13 protein-coding genes are annotated in these 13,321 nt (G+C 67.2%); 8 read left to right on the forward strand and 5 right to left on the reverse strand.

Translation table 11 applies throughout. From position 1 onward, the window contains the following. Positions 1-17 precede the first annotated feature (17 nt). On the reverse strand, positions 18-1,034 hold the full coding sequence (locus tag LGN17_RS16505; RefSeq protein WP_226197745.1) for an aldo/keto reductase: 1,017 nt from the start codon (positions 1,032-1,034) through the stop codon (positions 18-20). 140 nt (positions 1,035-1,174) lie between these two features. Between LGN17_RS16505 and LGN17_RS16510 the strand changes: the two genes are divergently transcribed. Next, positions 1,175-2,086 carry a LysR family transcriptional regulator gene (locus LGN17_RS16510; RefSeq protein ID WP_226197746.1) on the forward strand — a complete coding sequence of 304 codons (912 nt, stop codon included), beginning with the start codon at positions 1,175-1,177 and terminating at the stop codon, positions 2,084-2,086. Between the two features lie 47 nt (positions 2,087-2,133). Here LGN17_RS16510 and LGN17_RS16515 read toward each other — a convergent pair whose 3' ends face one another. Further along, positions 2,134-3,288: a porin gene (locus LGN17_RS16515; RefSeq protein ID WP_226197747.1), complete on the reverse strand. Its 1,155-nt coding sequence runs from the start codon at positions 3,286-3,288 to the stop codon at positions 2,134-2,136. A gap of 381 nt (positions 3,289-3,669) precedes the next feature. Between LGN17_RS16515 and LGN17_RS16520 the strand changes: the two genes are divergently transcribed. Both LGN17_RS16520 and LGN17_RS16525 read left to right on the forward strand, forming a co-directional pair. Further along, positions 3,670-4,767 carry an OpgC domain-containing protein gene (locus LGN17_RS16520; protein ID WP_226197748.1) on the forward strand — a complete coding sequence of 366 codons (1,098 nt, stop codon included), beginning with the start codon at positions 3,670-3,672 and terminating at the stop codon, positions 4,765-4,767. 61 nt (positions 4,768-4,828) lie between these two features. Continuing rightward, positions 4,829-5,761, forward strand: a complete 933-nt coding sequence (locus tag LGN17_RS16525; RefSeq protein ID WP_226197749.1) for an alpha/beta hydrolase — start codon at positions 4,829-4,831, stop codon at positions 5,759-5,761. A 135-nt stretch (positions 5,762-5,896) separates the two neighbouring features. Here LGN17_RS16525 and LGN17_RS16530 read toward each other — a convergent pair whose 3' ends face one another. Beyond that, on the reverse strand, positions 5,897-7,111 hold the full coding sequence (locus LGN17_RS16530) for an FAD-dependent monooxygenase (protein WP_226197750.1): 1,215 nt from the start codon (positions 7,109-7,111) through the stop codon (positions 5,897-5,899). 166 nt (positions 7,112-7,277) lie between these two features. Here LGN17_RS16530 and LGN17_RS16535 point away from each other — a divergent pair, with 166 nt between their 5' ends. From LGN17_RS16535 to LGN17_RS36875, 3 genes are all read left to right on the forward strand, one after another. Continuing rightward, the gene (locus tag LGN17_RS16535; RefSeq protein ID WP_226197751.1) at positions 7,278-8,222 is read left to right on the forward strand and encodes a LysR family transcriptional regulator; all 945 of its coding nucleotides are present in this window, start codon (positions 7,278-7,280) and stop codon (positions 8,220-8,222) included. A gap of 140 nt (positions 8,223-8,362) precedes the next feature. Further along, positions 8,363-9,121, forward strand: a complete 759-nt coding sequence (locus tag LGN17_RS16540; RefSeq protein WP_226197752.1) for an SDR family oxidoreductase — start codon at positions 8,363-8,365, stop codon at positions 9,119-9,121. A gap of 78 nt (positions 9,122-9,199) precedes the next feature. Further along, positions 9,200-9,385, forward strand: a complete 186-nt coding sequence (locus LGN17_RS36875) for a cupin domain-containing protein (protein ID WP_226197753.1) — start codon at positions 9,200-9,202, stop codon at positions 9,383-9,385. A gap of 14 nt (positions 9,386-9,399) precedes the next feature. Here the strand turns inward: LGN17_RS36875 and LGN17_RS16550 are convergent, their stop codons facing one another. Beyond that, positions 9,400-9,840, reverse strand: a complete 441-nt coding sequence (locus tag LGN17_RS16550; protein ID WP_226197754.1) for an H-NS family nucleoid-associated regulatory protein — start codon at positions 9,838-9,840, stop codon at positions 9,400-9,402. Positions 9,841-10,057: 217 nt separating this feature from the next. Here LGN17_RS16550 and LGN17_RS16555 point away from each other — a divergent pair, with 217 nt between their 5' ends. Next, positions 10,058-10,684, forward strand: a complete 627-nt coding sequence (locus LGN17_RS16555) for a TetR/AcrR family transcriptional regulator (protein WP_226197755.1) — start codon at positions 10,058-10,060, stop codon at positions 10,682-10,684. 202 nt (positions 10,685-10,886) lie between these two features. Here LGN17_RS16555 and LGN17_RS16560 read toward each other — a convergent pair whose 3' ends face one another. Further along, positions 10,887-11,759: an NmrA family NAD(P)-binding protein gene (locus LGN17_RS16560; RefSeq protein WP_226197756.1), complete on the reverse strand. Its 873-nt coding sequence runs from the start codon at positions 11,757-11,759 to the stop codon at positions 10,887-10,889. Between the two features lie 86 nt (positions 11,760-11,845). Here LGN17_RS16560 and LGN17_RS16565 point away from each other — a divergent pair, with 86 nt between their 5' ends. Beyond that, entirely contained in the window at positions 11,846-12,775 is a 930-nt protein-coding gene (locus tag LGN17_RS16565) for a LysR family transcriptional regulator (protein ID WP_226197757.1), read from the forward strand. The last annotated feature ends 546 nt before the right edge of the window (positions 12,776-13,321 follow it).

Consider the following 13,321-nt stretch of genomic DNA (forward strand, 5'->3'; position numbering starts at 1 on the left):
ACCGCTACCACCAACGATCAGCTCCCGTGAGACGCCCCCCGCCCCTGCTCGCTATCGAGGTGCGCCATCTGTGCGGCCGGATAACGCTCACCGGCAGCCGCCCCGGCGGGAACCGCCGTTTCGATGCGAGCGATATCATTGACCGTTAGTTGCATCTCAGCCGCTTGCAATGCGTCCTGAAGCTGCGTGCGCTTGCGCGCGCCGATCAGCGGCACGACATCGCCGCCGCGCGACAGCGCCCACGCGATCGCGACCTGCGCGGGATTGCTGCCCTTCTCGTCGGCGATTGCGCGCAACGCGTCGACGAGCGCGAGGTTGTGCGCGAGGTTCTCGCCCTGGAAGCGCGGGCTCGCCGCGCGGAAATCGCGCTCCCCCTGCCGCGTCGTGCTCCAGCGCCCGCCGAGCAGCCCGCGTGACAGCACGCCGTACGCCGTCACGCCGATCCCGAGTTCGCGGCACGCCGGCAGGATCGCGGCCTCGATGCCGCGCGACAGCAGCGAATATTCGATCTGCAGGTCGGAGATCGGCGCGACGGCCGCCGCGCGGCGGATCGTGTCGACGCCGGCTTCCGACAGGCCGATATGTCGTACGTACCCGGCCTTCACGAGATCGGCGATCGCGCCGATCGTGTCCTCGATCGGCACCGCCGGATCGACGCGCGCCGGCCGGTAGATGTCGATGTAGTCGGTGCCGAGCCGCTTCAGCGAGTACGCGACGAAGTTGCGGATCGCCGCCGGCCGCGCGTCGTAGCCGGCAAACCCGCCGGCCGGATCGCGCAGCGCGCCGAATTTCACGCTGATCAGCACCTGGTCGCGTGCCCGGCCGCGCAGCGCATCGCGGATCAGCATCTCGTTGTCGCCCATCCCGTAGAAATCGCCGGTGTCGAGCATCGTGATGCCGTGGTCGAGTGCCGCGTGCAGCGTCGCGACGCTTTCGTCGCGGTCGGCCGGCCCGTAGAAGTCCGACATCCCCATGCAGCCGAGCGCGAGTGCCGACACCCGCGGGCCCGTCCGGCCCAGTTCACGCGTTTCCATGTCCGTTTCCTTGAGTGATGAATGAACAGGCCGGATTCTGGACGCATCGCGACACGCGATAAACGTGAAACACTCAACCAAACCATTCGACGCTGATTAACAATGGAGCCTGCTCCCCTCCACCCACGCATCCGCCCCGCATGGACCATCTGCAAGCAATGCGCATCTTCGCGCGCGTCACCCATCTCGGCAGCTTCACCAAGGCGGCCGAGCAGTTGCAACTGCCGCGCCCGACGGTCAGCAACGCCGTCCAGTATCTGGAAAAGCACCTGAAGATCCGCCTGCTGCAGCGCACGACGCGGCGTGTCGCGCTGACGGCCGAAGGCGCGACCTATTACGAGCGCTGCGTACGGCTCCTGGCCGACCTGGACGATGCGGAAACGCTGTTCGAGGACGCGGGCACGACGCCGCGCGGCGCGATCCGCGTCGACCTGCCCGAGCGCTTCGCGCTGAACCAGGTGATTCCGGCGCTGCCGGGTTTCCACGCGCGCTACCCCGACCTGCGTGTCGTGATCGGCACGACCGACCGCTTCGCCGACCTCGTCGCCGACGGCATCGACTGCGCGGTGCGCGTCGGCGCGATGTCCGACACGTCGCTCGTCGCGCGGCGCATCGGCGAACTGGCGCAGATCAACTGCGCGGCGCCCGCCTATCTCGAGCGGCACGGCACACCGCGCTCGCCGGACGAGTTGCCGGACCACGTCGCGGTCGGCTATTTCTCGAGCCGCACGGGCCGCGAACTGGACTGGGAATATGCGGATATGGATACGGGCCAGCTGCACGCGGTAAAGATGCGCAGCATCGTATCGGTCAGCAGCTCGCAGGCGTATCTCGCGTGCTGTCTTGCGGGCCTCGGGCTGATCCAGGCACCGCGCGAAGGGCTCGGGCCGCTGCTCGCCGACGGCTCGCTGGTCGAGGTGCTGCCGGAATGGAATGCCGAGCCGCTGCCCGTATCGGTGGTGTTTCCGACCGGCCGGCATCTCGCGCCGCGCGTGCGGATCTTCGTCGACTGGCTTGCGGAAACCCTCGGCGCCACGCCCCGGGCGGATTGACCGCAGCCGGCGCCGGCGCACGCGGCCCCGGCACCGCCCGATCAGGATCAGAACTTGTGGCGGATCGCGGCGCGCACCGCGAACTGATTCGACGACGCCGACGGGCCGTCGGTGCCGACCACGTAGCCGCCGTCGGCCGCCGTGCCGGTCTTGTCGCCGGCAACCTTCTGCCATGCGCCCTGCAGGTACACGTCGGTGCGCTTCGACAGGCTGTAGTCGGCCATCAGGCCAACCGTGTGGTATTTCGGCTTGAACGTCCCGGCCGCCGCATCGTACTTGCCGTCCGTGTACACGTATTGCGCGCCGAGATAGAAGTCGGGCGTGAGCTGGTACTTGCCGTTGATCTCGATGTTCTGGAACTTCGTCGCGGTCAGCCCGAGGCCGGCGAACGTCGAAGCCGGCAGGTAGACGGTCGACACCGGGTTCTTCACGTCCGTCTTCGTGTAGACCAGGCCGACCGTGGCCGGGCCGAACGTGTAGTTGACGCCGCCGCCGAAGATCCGCAGGCGGTCGGCGACGAAGTTCGCGTCATCCGCCGAGATCGCGCCCGCGCTGCCGACGCCCGGGTTGTTCGCCTGCAGATACGCAGCCGCAACCTGCAGCCCGGCCAGCGAGTACTGCGCGCCGAGGCTGTACTGGCGGTTGTTCGAGAAGCCGGTGCTGTTGCTGAAGCTGTACGTGCCGCCGAACGTCAGGCCGTTCCAGTCGGCGCTCGCGTACTTGACCGTGTTGTTGACGCGGAACGAGTTGTCCGTGTTGTCATTGTCGAACGGGTGCGAGAACAGCGTGCCGCCCCAGTTGCCGTTGGCGGTGAGCGGCGCGAGATAGTCGACCACCGAGTCGTACTGGCGGCCGAAGGTCAGCGTGCCGAAGCGCGGCGCGCTCAGCCCGACGAACGCCTGGCGGCCGAACATGCGGCCGCCCTGGCCGAGCCGGCCGTTGTTCACGTCAAAACCGTTTTCCAGCGTGAAGATCGCCTTCAGCCCGCCGCCGAGATCCTCGCTGCCCTTCAGGCCCCAGCGGCTGCCCTGCGCATAGCCGCTCGCGAGCTGGTAATTCGTTTTTCCGACCCCATTGACGTTCACGTTGTTCGTGTAATTGAAGCCTTCGTCGATCACACCGTACAGCGTCACGCTGTTCTGGGCGAAGACCGGCGCGGCGAAAGCGGCCAGCGCGGCGGCAAAAATGACGTGCTTCTTCATGACGGATCTCCGGAGCCGGGGGCCGGGCGGGTCGAGCGCCCGGCGAATGTTTGGTCTGTTGTATGTGTGGCCCGCAGGGCGGACGACGCGGTGTGCGGCCGCGTGAGGTCAAAATGGTGTCACGTCGCAAACCGTCCGTCCATCGGGGCAAGTGAACCCTGCGCAAACCGTTGCGCTCGTCCAACTGCCCCGTTGCGCAGACTGCCTGCCCCGGCTTATCGGCAGCGGCAGGACGGGCGGCCATCCGCGTAAACCCGGTGTGCGCCGCATCGGTGGCACAATGCGCATCCGTTCGTCATTTCTTCACGAAGTCATGCTTCACCCCGATTCACGCGCGGCGCGCGCCGGCCGTGCCCGCGGCCCGCGCCGGGAGGCGGCCCGATGACCGCACCGGCCCGGGCCGGCCGCTACGCCGAACTCGATTTCTTCCGCGGCCTGGTGCTGCTCGTCATCGTCGTCGATCACATCGGCGGCAGCATCCTGTCGCGCGTGACGCTGCATGCGTACGCGCTGTGCGACGCGGCCGAAGTCTTCGTGTTCCTCGGCGGTTTCGCCACCGCGATCGCGTACAACTCGCTCGCCGAGCGGCACGACGAGGCCGCCGCGCGCCAGCGCTTCATCCGGCGCGCATTCGAGATCTACCGCGCGTTCCTCGTGACGGCCGGCCTGATGCTGCTGATCACGGCCGCGCTGAACGCGTTCGCGATCGACGGCCCGAACATGCCGACCAACGATCTCGACGGCCTGCTCCACAAGCCGCTCGCCGCGCTGCGCGACATCCTGCTGTTCCGCCGCCAGCCGTACCTCGCGTCGGTGCTGCCGATGTACGCGTTCTTCGCGCTGCTCGTCCCGCTCGCGCTGCCGCTCGCGCGCACGCAGCCGTGGCTGCTGCTCGCGTTCAGCGGGTCGCTGTGGTACGCGGCGCCGCACGTCGCGCGCTTTTTGCCGACCGTCGAAGGCGCGCCGTGGGACTTCAATCCGTTCGCGTGGCAGTTCCTGTTCGTGCTCGGCGTGATCGCGCGCTGCCAGCCGGTCTACCAGACGCTCGCACCGAAGCCGCAGGGCTGGCTGCTGACGGCCGCGGCGCTCGCGATAGTCGCGGCCGGCGCGTACTACCGGCTGCGCGTCGAGCCGTTCCCGACCGATCCGTCGATCAAGCAGAACCTCGGCGCGCTGCGGCTCGCGAACTTCCTCGCGATCGCGTGGCTCGCGGCCAAGCTCGTGCACCTCGGCTGGATGAAGAAGGTCGCGCACGCGATGCCGTGGATCGGCACGATCGGCCGGCAGGGGCTGCTGTGCTTCGTCGCGGGCACCGCCATCTCGCTCGCGGTCGATTCGGTGCTCTACCAGGCGACCGAAGGCTATCTCGACGTGAAACTCGGCCTGACCGCCGACGTCGTCGCAATGGGCCTGCTGTATCTCGTCGCCAAACTCTACGGGCCGCTCGTCGCGCGGCTGCCGTTCCGTTCGCGGCGATGACGCGCCGCGCCTTCATGCGCCGCTGCTACGATAGCCGGCGCCTCTCCTGAAACGATTCGACATGCGCCGACTCGCCCTTCCGTTCGCCATCGCCCTGATCGCCGGCTCCATCGCCACGGCCCGCGCCACGCCGCCCGCACCGGCGGGTTCGCCCGCGCCGCCGCCGGCCGTCCAGACCGCGACGACCCCGTCAGCCGCCCAGGAACCCGCCCTCAATCCGGGCAGCAGCGTCGTGCTGCGCACGTTCCGGTCGGCGTCGCTGAAGCGCGACTGGTCGTACACGGTCTACCTGCCGCCCGGCTACAACCCGGAAGGCGCGCGCTACCCGGTGATGTACCTGCTGCACGGCAACGCCGGCAATGCGAACGACTGGATCACGCAGGGCCGGCTGCAGGCCACCGCCGACACGCTGATCGAGCGCCGCGAGATTCCGCCGGTCGTGATCGTGATGCCGCAGGGCGGCACCGACTGGTACGTCGACCGCAAGGAGAAGATGCAGAGCGCGTTCCTCAACGACCTGCTGCCCGAGGTCGAAGCGCACTTCGCGGTGTCGAACCAGCGCGCGGGCCGCGCGATCGGCGGCGTGTCGATGGGCGGCTTCGGCGCGCTGCGCTTCTCGCTGCTCGAACCCGGGCTGTTCTGCGGCGCGATGCTGCTGAGCCCCGCGATCTATGCGAACGAGCCGCCGCTCAATTCCGCCGCGCGCTATGTCGGCGTGTTCGGCGACCGGCAGTTCGACCCGCGCGTGTGGCACGAACTCAACTACCCGGCGCTGATGCGCGGCTATTTCGCGCGCAGCTGGCGGATTCCGATGTTCATCGCGGCCGGCGACGACGACCTGACGATCCAGGCCGAATCGAGCGTGCTGTACACGCACCTGCGCCGCGCGCAGAACCCGGCCGAGCTTCGCATCGTCGACGGCGGGCATACGTGGGACGTCTGGCGCGGGCTGCTCGGGCAGGGGTTGAAGTACGCGCTCGAGTGCGTGAAATGACGGCGGGCGGGCGCTGCCCCGCCCGTTTTCGTCAGGCTGGCCGGTGACCGGCGGGCCGCCGGCCGGAGTCATGCCCTGCGCCCGCTATCCCGGCGCGCCTGTCGCGCCGGATGGCGCGCTCAAGATCGCGCGGGCTCAAAGCCACGTGCCGCCCTGCCGTTCGCTCGGCTCCCCGGCCAGCGCGTCGAAATCGTGAATCCAGTCCAGGTGATGCAGCACGCTGTCGCGCTCGGCCAGACGCGCATTGCGCGCCTGCGCGGCCGGCCCGTCGGGCAGGTGCAGCACATCGGCCACGGAGATCGACGCGTACTGCACCTTGCGCGTGCGGCCGCGGCGCAGCCGCTCGTACGCTTCCTGCGCTTCGCGCCAGTTGCCCGGCCCGGCCTGCGCCAGTTGCGCCGCCAGCACCACCGCATCCTCGATCGACTGATTCGCGCCCTGCCCGTGGTGCGGCACCAGCGCATGCGCGGCGTCGCCGATCAGCGTCACGCGCCCGCGGCTCCAGCGGCCGAGCGGCGGCCGGTAGAACAGGCCCCAGCGCTGGCTGATCGGCACGGCGGTGATCATCTGCAGCACCGCCGGATGCCAGTCCCTAAACAACCGCAGTTGCTCGCCCTCTTCCGACGGCATCACCCAGTCGCGCGACGGCCACGGTGACGGGTGACGCTCGACCAGCAGGAAATTCTGGTCGCCGCCGTCGCCGATCGGATAGTGCAGCAGGTGCCCGTGCGGCCCGATCCAGTACTGCAGCGTTTCGGGATCGGGCAACAGGCTCAGCCGCGCGGCCGGCACCACGCCGCGAAAACCCGAACAGCCCGAATACAGCGCATCGTCGTAGCCGAGCATCCAGCGCCGCGTGATCGAGCGCGCGCCGTCCGCTCCGATCACGAGATCGGCGTCGACGCGCACGCCGTTGTCGAACGACAGCGTGACGCGATCGGGATGCTGGGCGAGATCGGTCAGCCGATGGCCGAGACGAATGGATTCGAGGCCGACCGCCTTGGACAGCACGGCCTGCAGATCCGCGCGATGCACGCCCCAGTACGCGCCGCCGAATTGCCGGCGATAGTCGGGGTCGCCCCGATGACGGCCGATCACCGCGCCGCTGCGGCCGTCGCGATAGACGAGCCCCGGGATGTCCGCGCACACCGCATCGAAGGCCGCACGCAATCCCATGCGTTCGTAGAAGCGCGTCGCATTGGCCGACAGCGCGACGGCCGCGCCGACTTCGCGCAGCACCTCCGTCTGCTCGTAGAGCTGCGCGTCGATGCCGTGCTCGCGCAAGGCGAGCGCAAGCGTCAGGCCGCCGATCCCGGCGCCGACGATCGCAATCTTCAGGTTCGTCTGCATGATGAAGGTGTCTCCGATATTCCGATGTGGGGTCTGCGGCTTGCGCAGCGGTCATGTCGATTGCATGGGCCGTATCGGTATTCTCGGGAGCGGACTTTCATCCCGCAATAAAATGACTGGAATCTGCTTCATCACTGGATGCAATGAACCCGGCGAGGCCCACCCCATGGAATTGAGCGATATCGATCTCAACCTGCTGCTGCTTTTCCAGCGGCTGATGCAGGAACGGCGCGTGTCGAGCGTCGCCGAGCAGATGAACATGAGCCAGCCGGGCGTGAGCAACGCGCTCGCGAAGCTGCGGCGCCGGCTCGGCGATCCGCTGTTCGTGCGCGGGCCCGGCGGCGTGGTGCCGACGCCGTTCGCGCTGCGCCTCGCGGAACCCGTGTCGCACGCGCTCGCGACGCTGCATGCCGCGCTCAATCCCGAGACCGGTTTCGATCCGCAGCGCGCCACGCGCACGCTGACGATCGGCATGACCGATATCGGCGAAGTCGTATTCCTGCCCGCGCTGCTCGAACACCTGTCGCAAGCGGCGCCGGGCATCGCGCTCAATACCGTGCGCGACACGAGCGTCAACCTCGGCGACGAAATGGCCGACGGCCGCGTCGATCTCGCGATCGGCCTGCTGCCGCAGCTCAAGGGCGGCTTCTATCAGCGCCGGCTGTTCGATCAGCGCTATGTGTGCCTGTTCCGGCGCGGGCATCCGCTCGAGGAAGCGCCGATGACGGTCGACGCGTGGCGCAATGCCGAGCACCTGGTCGTGGTCTCGGCCGGCACCGGTCACGGCCAGGTGGACGAATGGCTGAAGCGCCGCCGCGTGGCGCGCCAGGTGCGGCTCACCGTGCCGCATTTCATGAGCGTCGGCTACATCCTGCAGCGCACCGACCTGATCGCGACGGTGCCCGAGCATCTCGCGCAGCAGCTCGCCGCACCGTTCTCGCTGGGCTGGCGCGCGTTGCCCGTCACCGTGCCGGGCGCGCCGATTCACATGCTCTGGCATACGCGGGTCAACCAGGACGAGGGGAACCGGTGGCTGCGCGACGTGGTGGTCGATCTGTTTGCGGAGACGGGGGCGCGAGCAAGGAAGGCCACGCCAGGCAGGAAGAAATAGCCGAGGCCATCGCGCCATCGAGGGTGCTTTACGATGCGCTCGAACCTGCGCGCCGCGCATTTCGACTACATTGCCGAAGGTGGCGACGATCCCGGTCATCGGCCGCCTTGCCCCTCTTTCAACCAGCAGGAAATCAAGCCATGTCTGTCCCGAAAAAAATCGCAGCCGTCACGGGCGCCGGCTCCGGCATCGGTCGCGCAGCGTCCATCGCGCTCGCCCAGGCGGGATTCACCGTCGCGCTGCTCGGACGCACGGAGGAATCGCTGCGCGCAACGCAGGACGCGATCCGCACCGCCGGCGGCGACGCGCAAGTGTTTCCTGCAGACGTCACCGACGAAGCGTCGGTCGACCACGCGTTCGCACGGATCGCGCAGCAGTTCGGCCGGCTCGACGTGCTGTTCAACAATGCCGGCCGCAACGCCCCGCCGGTTTCACTCGACGAATACGAATTCGATGTGTGGAACGGCGTCGTCGCGACGAACCTGACCGGTGTCTTCCTGTGTGCGCGGGCCGCGTGGCGCCTGATGAAAGCGCAGACGCCGCAGGGCGGCCGGATCATCAACAACGGCTCGATCTCGGCGCACGCGCCGCGCCCCGACACGATTGCGTACACGGCCACCAAGCATGCGGTGACCGGGATCACCAAGTCGCTGGCGCTCGATGGCCGCCGGTACAACATCGCGTGCGGCCAGATCGACATCGGCAACGCAGCGACGTCGCTCACGGAACGGATGACGCAAGGCGTCCCGCAGGCGGACGGCAGCCTCGCGCCCGAGGCGCGCATGGACGTCACGCATGTCGCGAACGCGGTCGTCCAGATGGCGAACCTGCCGCTGGACACGAACATCCTGAACATGACGATCATGGCGACCGCGATGCCGTTCGTGGGCCGGGGCTAAACGAAGCGCTCGCGACGCCCAGTCCCGGCCGGTCCGCAGCGGGAGACGTCACCCGCCCATGATTGCTGACGACGTCATGTGCTATCGGGCGAACTCGATCTGCACTTCGAGCACGGCGAACCGACGCGATTGCGCGCCGGTGAGCGCGCGCTGATCTCGTCGCATCGGCCGCATGCGTACGTGGCGCCGTCACCCGAAGGCGCGACGCTGCTCGTGGTGCTCATGCCGCCGAGTCAGGCACCGGCGAAGCCTCTGTCGCCGTAGCCTGGCGCCGTGCGTCAGCCGGTCCGGGTTTTCTTGCCGGTGGACGGCGGCTTGACGATGACGAACTGACGACGATCCTTGCCCCTGATCCAGAGCGGCGCATTGCCGCGCCCGCTCCACTCCTTTCCGCTCGCCGGATCGCGATAGCGCGCCGGCAGCACTTTCACGACGTACGAACCCCGGCTGCCGTTGCGGCCGACCAGGTCGCGATGCTTGATCGCATAGGTATCCATCAACGAGTGAACCGCCGCGATCGCATCGACGCGTTCGCGCGCGCGTGCTCGCTCGATTTCCTCGTCCAGTTCGGCCAGCTCGACTACGAGCTGTGCATAGGTCTTGCTCGCGCTCATCTTCTTCATGCCCGCATCCACATCTGCATGCGAACCATCATGATTCGCATCACTAACTGACTGTTTCACGACGCCCCGTGACGACGGGATCCACTCGATCGGCAAGCGGCTCGCGTCGGCGCGTCGAAGCACGCGACAGGCGGGCAACGACATACCGCCGCGCACAGTGCGCGCCCCCGCGTCGACCCGAGCGTCCGCCCGGGGAATCCTCGCGGCAGACGTCCGGCGACACAATCGCGCCCTGCGTTTCAAATATCAAGTGATATTTGAAACGCGATCGTAATAGTATCTATCTCAAATATCAACTGATATCCTTCCTGCCATGAATACGACGCCCCTTCCGCCGCGGCTGAGCCGCGAAGAAAGTCGACTGCAGACCCGCGCACATTTGCTCGCCGCGGCGAAGCGGCTGTTTGTCGACCGCGGCTTCGGCGCCACGTCGCTCAGGGATATCGCGGCCGAGGCCGGCTACACGCAGGGTGCGTTCTATTCGAATTTCGCGAGCAAGGAAGCGCTGTTCGTGGAGTTGATGCGGGAGCGATCGAAGACGCAAGTGGCCGACATCGCCCGGGCGCTGAGCGACCCGTCCGCGACCGGGGACGACATATTGAATGCGCTGGAAGCTTGGTCGCGGACTGTCGATGCCGAGCCCGAGTGGTCGGTCCTGGGCGTCGAGTTCAAGCTTCAGGGGCGGCGCAACCCGGCGTTCGCAGCAGCGTCGCAGGCGTTACTGGACGGCCACCGCGATGGCCTCGCCTATTGCATCGAACAGATTTTCGCAAGGATGAAGAAGGTGCCGCCCGAATCGCCGGCCGTCCTGGCCGTGTCGTTCATGGGGCTCTCGCAAGGCCTGTCGCTCCAGCAGTCGATCCTGTCGGAAGTGCCGATCGGGCACATGATCATGGTGTTCCTGCGCAGCCTGCTGGCGGCGGCAGCGCCGGTGCGCTGACCGGCGAGGTTGCAAGCGATCGCGGGGATGGCCGGCGCCGCGATGGAGCCGGTTCGCGCGTGACGCGGTTCACCACATTGCGGTCGTTCGCCGTACCCGATGCTGCCCGTATCCGGGCAGCACGGTGCTGCCGCGCGTTGATCGCAGGTCATTCACGAACGACGCGATGCTGCGGCGATGCACCGCATGCAAACGTGCGCCGTCACGCTCGCAGGATATCCTCGGCAACGCGTTCGAACGGCACGCATCCTTGCCGAAGCTCGACCGCCCGGTCGCTCCCGAAATCGATATGGCCGCTGTTCAGCCCTCGATTCAGTTCGATGAATCCATCGATTGCAGCAATCGAGAACGGATTCATCGCGAGTACCCCGGCCCATGCGGACGGCTCAAGCGCGACCGGCCGCACCGGCCGATTCAGCAGGCGCGAAAAAATCTCCGCGATGTCGCCGGGCGAATATGCCGTCGGCCCTTCGAGCCCGATCTTCCGGATACCCGTCCAGTCTTCACGCAGAACGTCCGCCGCGACGCGGCCGATATCCTCGGTCGCGACCATCGGAATGGCACGCTCGACCGGCGTGAGCAAGCTTGGCAAGATGCCCTCCGTGCGGACCGGATCGACAACACGTGCCCAGTTTTCCATGAAGTACGCGGCACGCAGGAACGTGACCGGGATTCCCAGTTCGGCCAGCCGCCGCTCCGCGGTCCTGTTGGTCGCGATCACGCCGGTGCCGTCCGGCCGGTCCGCGCCGACCGACGACAACAGCACGAGCTTGGGCAGGCCCGATGCGCGGACCGCTTCTGCAACGGCGCGCGCCGTCACGTCCGCATGATCGAACAGATTCTCAAGCGCATAGTTGGGCGGCTTGACCAGATACGCGCCGCGCGCGCCGGTCAACGCTTGCGTCAGTGCGGCCGAATCGGCCAGGTCGGCGATCGCCACCTCCGCGCCCTGCGCGACCCAGCGCGCCGCCTTCGCGCGATCGCGCACGACCACGCGAACCGCAACGCCTGCATCGATCAGCGCCTGGGCCGCGACGGCTCCCGTGCGCCCGGTGACACCCGTGACAACGTACATATGCTCTCCAGACAGCCGCCCCACCCGTTGGAGCGATGGCTTCGATGATGTACGCTGGCCTCACATTACTCAAATGCATACCGATCATGTCCAGCATGCACGAACTGGATTTACGTTCCGTCGACCTCAACTTACTCAAGCTGCTCGACGCGTTGCTCAAGGAGCGCAGTGTCACACGCGCCGGCATGCGGCTCGGTCTGACTCAGCCCGCCGCAAGCCGCGCGTTGGGCCGACTGCGCACACTGCTCGACGATCGCGTCGTCGTGCGCACGCCGAAGGGGCTGGAATTCACGCCACGCGCGGCATCGCTGGCGCTGCGCGTCTCACGCGTGCTGGCGGAAGCGGCCAGCATCGTCGCGCCCGAGAGATTCGATCCCGCCACCGCGCGCGGGCAGTTCTCGATCGCGTGCCTCGACCACATGGCGCTAACGCTGATTCCAGACGTGAATGCGCGACTGGAACAACTCGCGCCGGGGCTGAATCTCGAAGTACCGCCGTCCCGCGGCAACAACGTCGAACTCGTGGCGGACGGCACGGCTGGCATCGCGCTTGGCGCATTCGAAGACGATGCGTTGCCCGCAGGCTTCTATCGTCGAACGCTCTACGACGACAGCCTGGTCTGCATCATTCGAACCGGGCATCCGATCCTGTCGGCGCGACTGACGCCTGGGCGTTTCGCGGCGTTGTCGCACGTGTTGGTGACGATCGGCGGCCGGGGCGGTGAGTTGGTCGACGCGGCTCTCGCGCGGCACGGGCTGCACCGGCGAATCGCGATGCGGTTGCCGCACTTTCTGGTAGCGCCGATGGTCGTCGCGAAGAGCGACATGGCGCTGGTGCTGCCGCGTCGCCTCGCGCAGCACGTCGCGTTGTCGATGCCGGTCACGCTTGTGGAATTGCCGGTCGATGTGCCGCATTTCACGCTGTCGATGATCTGGCATGAGCGCACGCACGACGATGCCGCGCATGCGTGGCTACGCGCTCAGATCGCCGATATCGTGCAGGCAATAGAACCGTAGGCGCCGCGCGCGAACACCCGCAACGCATTGGCCTTGACGCGATCCACTTCTCCCTCAAACATCCGGATCCGGAATCCGTGTGTCACGAGATCATTCAGCGTTGATCAGTCTTCCCAACGTGCCCTCGGGCGAGGCAATCTACGAGGGCTTGACGGACAAGCCTCGAATTTTCAGTCGATCGATTGCGGTCGCTTTTTCCCTTCCAGCCGGCCTTGCCGAGCGCCGTGGGCCGTGGGCCGTGGGCCGTGGGCCGTTGCGACACGAGACCTTGCGGCCCATCATTACGCAATCGGCACCCCGCCGCCGAATCCGTCGCGTCGTCAGCTCGATGCCCGCCTGTCGACCTCTCGCCACCGCTCACAGCGACGGACAAATACCGTTGTCGACCGGCCGCATGCGCGAATCCAACGCGAAAACTGAAAGACTGAATTGCTGCTGCGCGTGCGATCGACACCGCTATATTGTCGACGACCAGACCTTTCACAAAGGACTGCGAACAATATCCGTCAACCTCCAATCGAGACATCCATCCATGAATAAAACAAC

It is taken from the genome of Burkholderia sp. AU30280 (assembly GCF_020420125.1).
Taxonomy (GTDB): domain Bacteria; phylum Pseudomonadota; class Gammaproteobacteria; order Burkholderiales; family Burkholderiaceae; genus Burkholderia.

What these genes read in the sequence shown, in the direction of transcription:
- LGN17_RS16565 (WP_226197757.1), top strand. Translation starts at nt 11,846, where the DNA reads ATGTCCAGCATGCACGAACTGGATTTACGTTCCGTCGACCTCAACTTA.
- LGN17_RS16515 (WP_226197747.1), bottom strand. Translation starts at nt 3,288, where the DNA reads ATGAAGAAGCACGTCATTTTTGCCGCCGCGCTGGCCGCTTTCGCCGCG.
- LGN17_RS16520 (WP_226197748.1), top strand. Translation starts at nt 3,670, where the DNA reads ATGACCGCACCGGCCCGGGCCGGCCGCTACGCCGAACTCGATTTCTTC.
- LGN17_RS16505 (WP_226197745.1), bottom strand. Translation starts at nt 1,034, where the DNA reads ATGGAAACGCGTGAACTGGGCCGGACGGGCCCGCGGGTGTCGGCACTC.
- LGN17_RS16560 (WP_226197756.1), bottom strand. Translation starts at nt 11,759, where the DNA reads ATGTACGTTGTCACGGGTGTCACCGGGCGCACGGGAGCCGTCGCGGCC.
- LGN17_RS16525 (WP_226197749.1), top strand. Translation starts at nt 4,829, where the DNA reads ATGCGCCGACTCGCCCTTCCGTTCGCCATCGCCCTGATCGCCGGCTCC.
- LGN17_RS16510 (WP_226197746.1), top strand. Translation starts at nt 1,175, where the DNA reads ATGGACCATCTGCAAGCAATGCGCATCTTCGCGCGCGTCACCCATCTC.
- LGN17_RS16540 (WP_226197752.1), top strand. Translation starts at nt 8,363, where the DNA reads ATGTCTGTCCCGAAAAAAATCGCAGCCGTCACGGGCGCCGGCTCCGGC.
- LGN17_RS16535 (WP_226197751.1), top strand. Translation starts at nt 7,278, where the DNA reads ATGGAATTGAGCGATATCGATCTCAACCTGCTGCTGCTTTTCCAGCGG.
- LGN17_RS16530 (WP_226197750.1), bottom strand. Translation starts at nt 7,111, where the DNA reads ATGCAGACGAACCTGAAGATTGCGATCGTCGGCGCCGGGATCGGCGGC.
- LGN17_RS16555 (WP_226197755.1), top strand. Translation starts at nt 10,058, where the DNA reads ATGAATACGACGCCCCTTCCGCCGCGGCTGAGCCGCGAAGAAAGTCGA.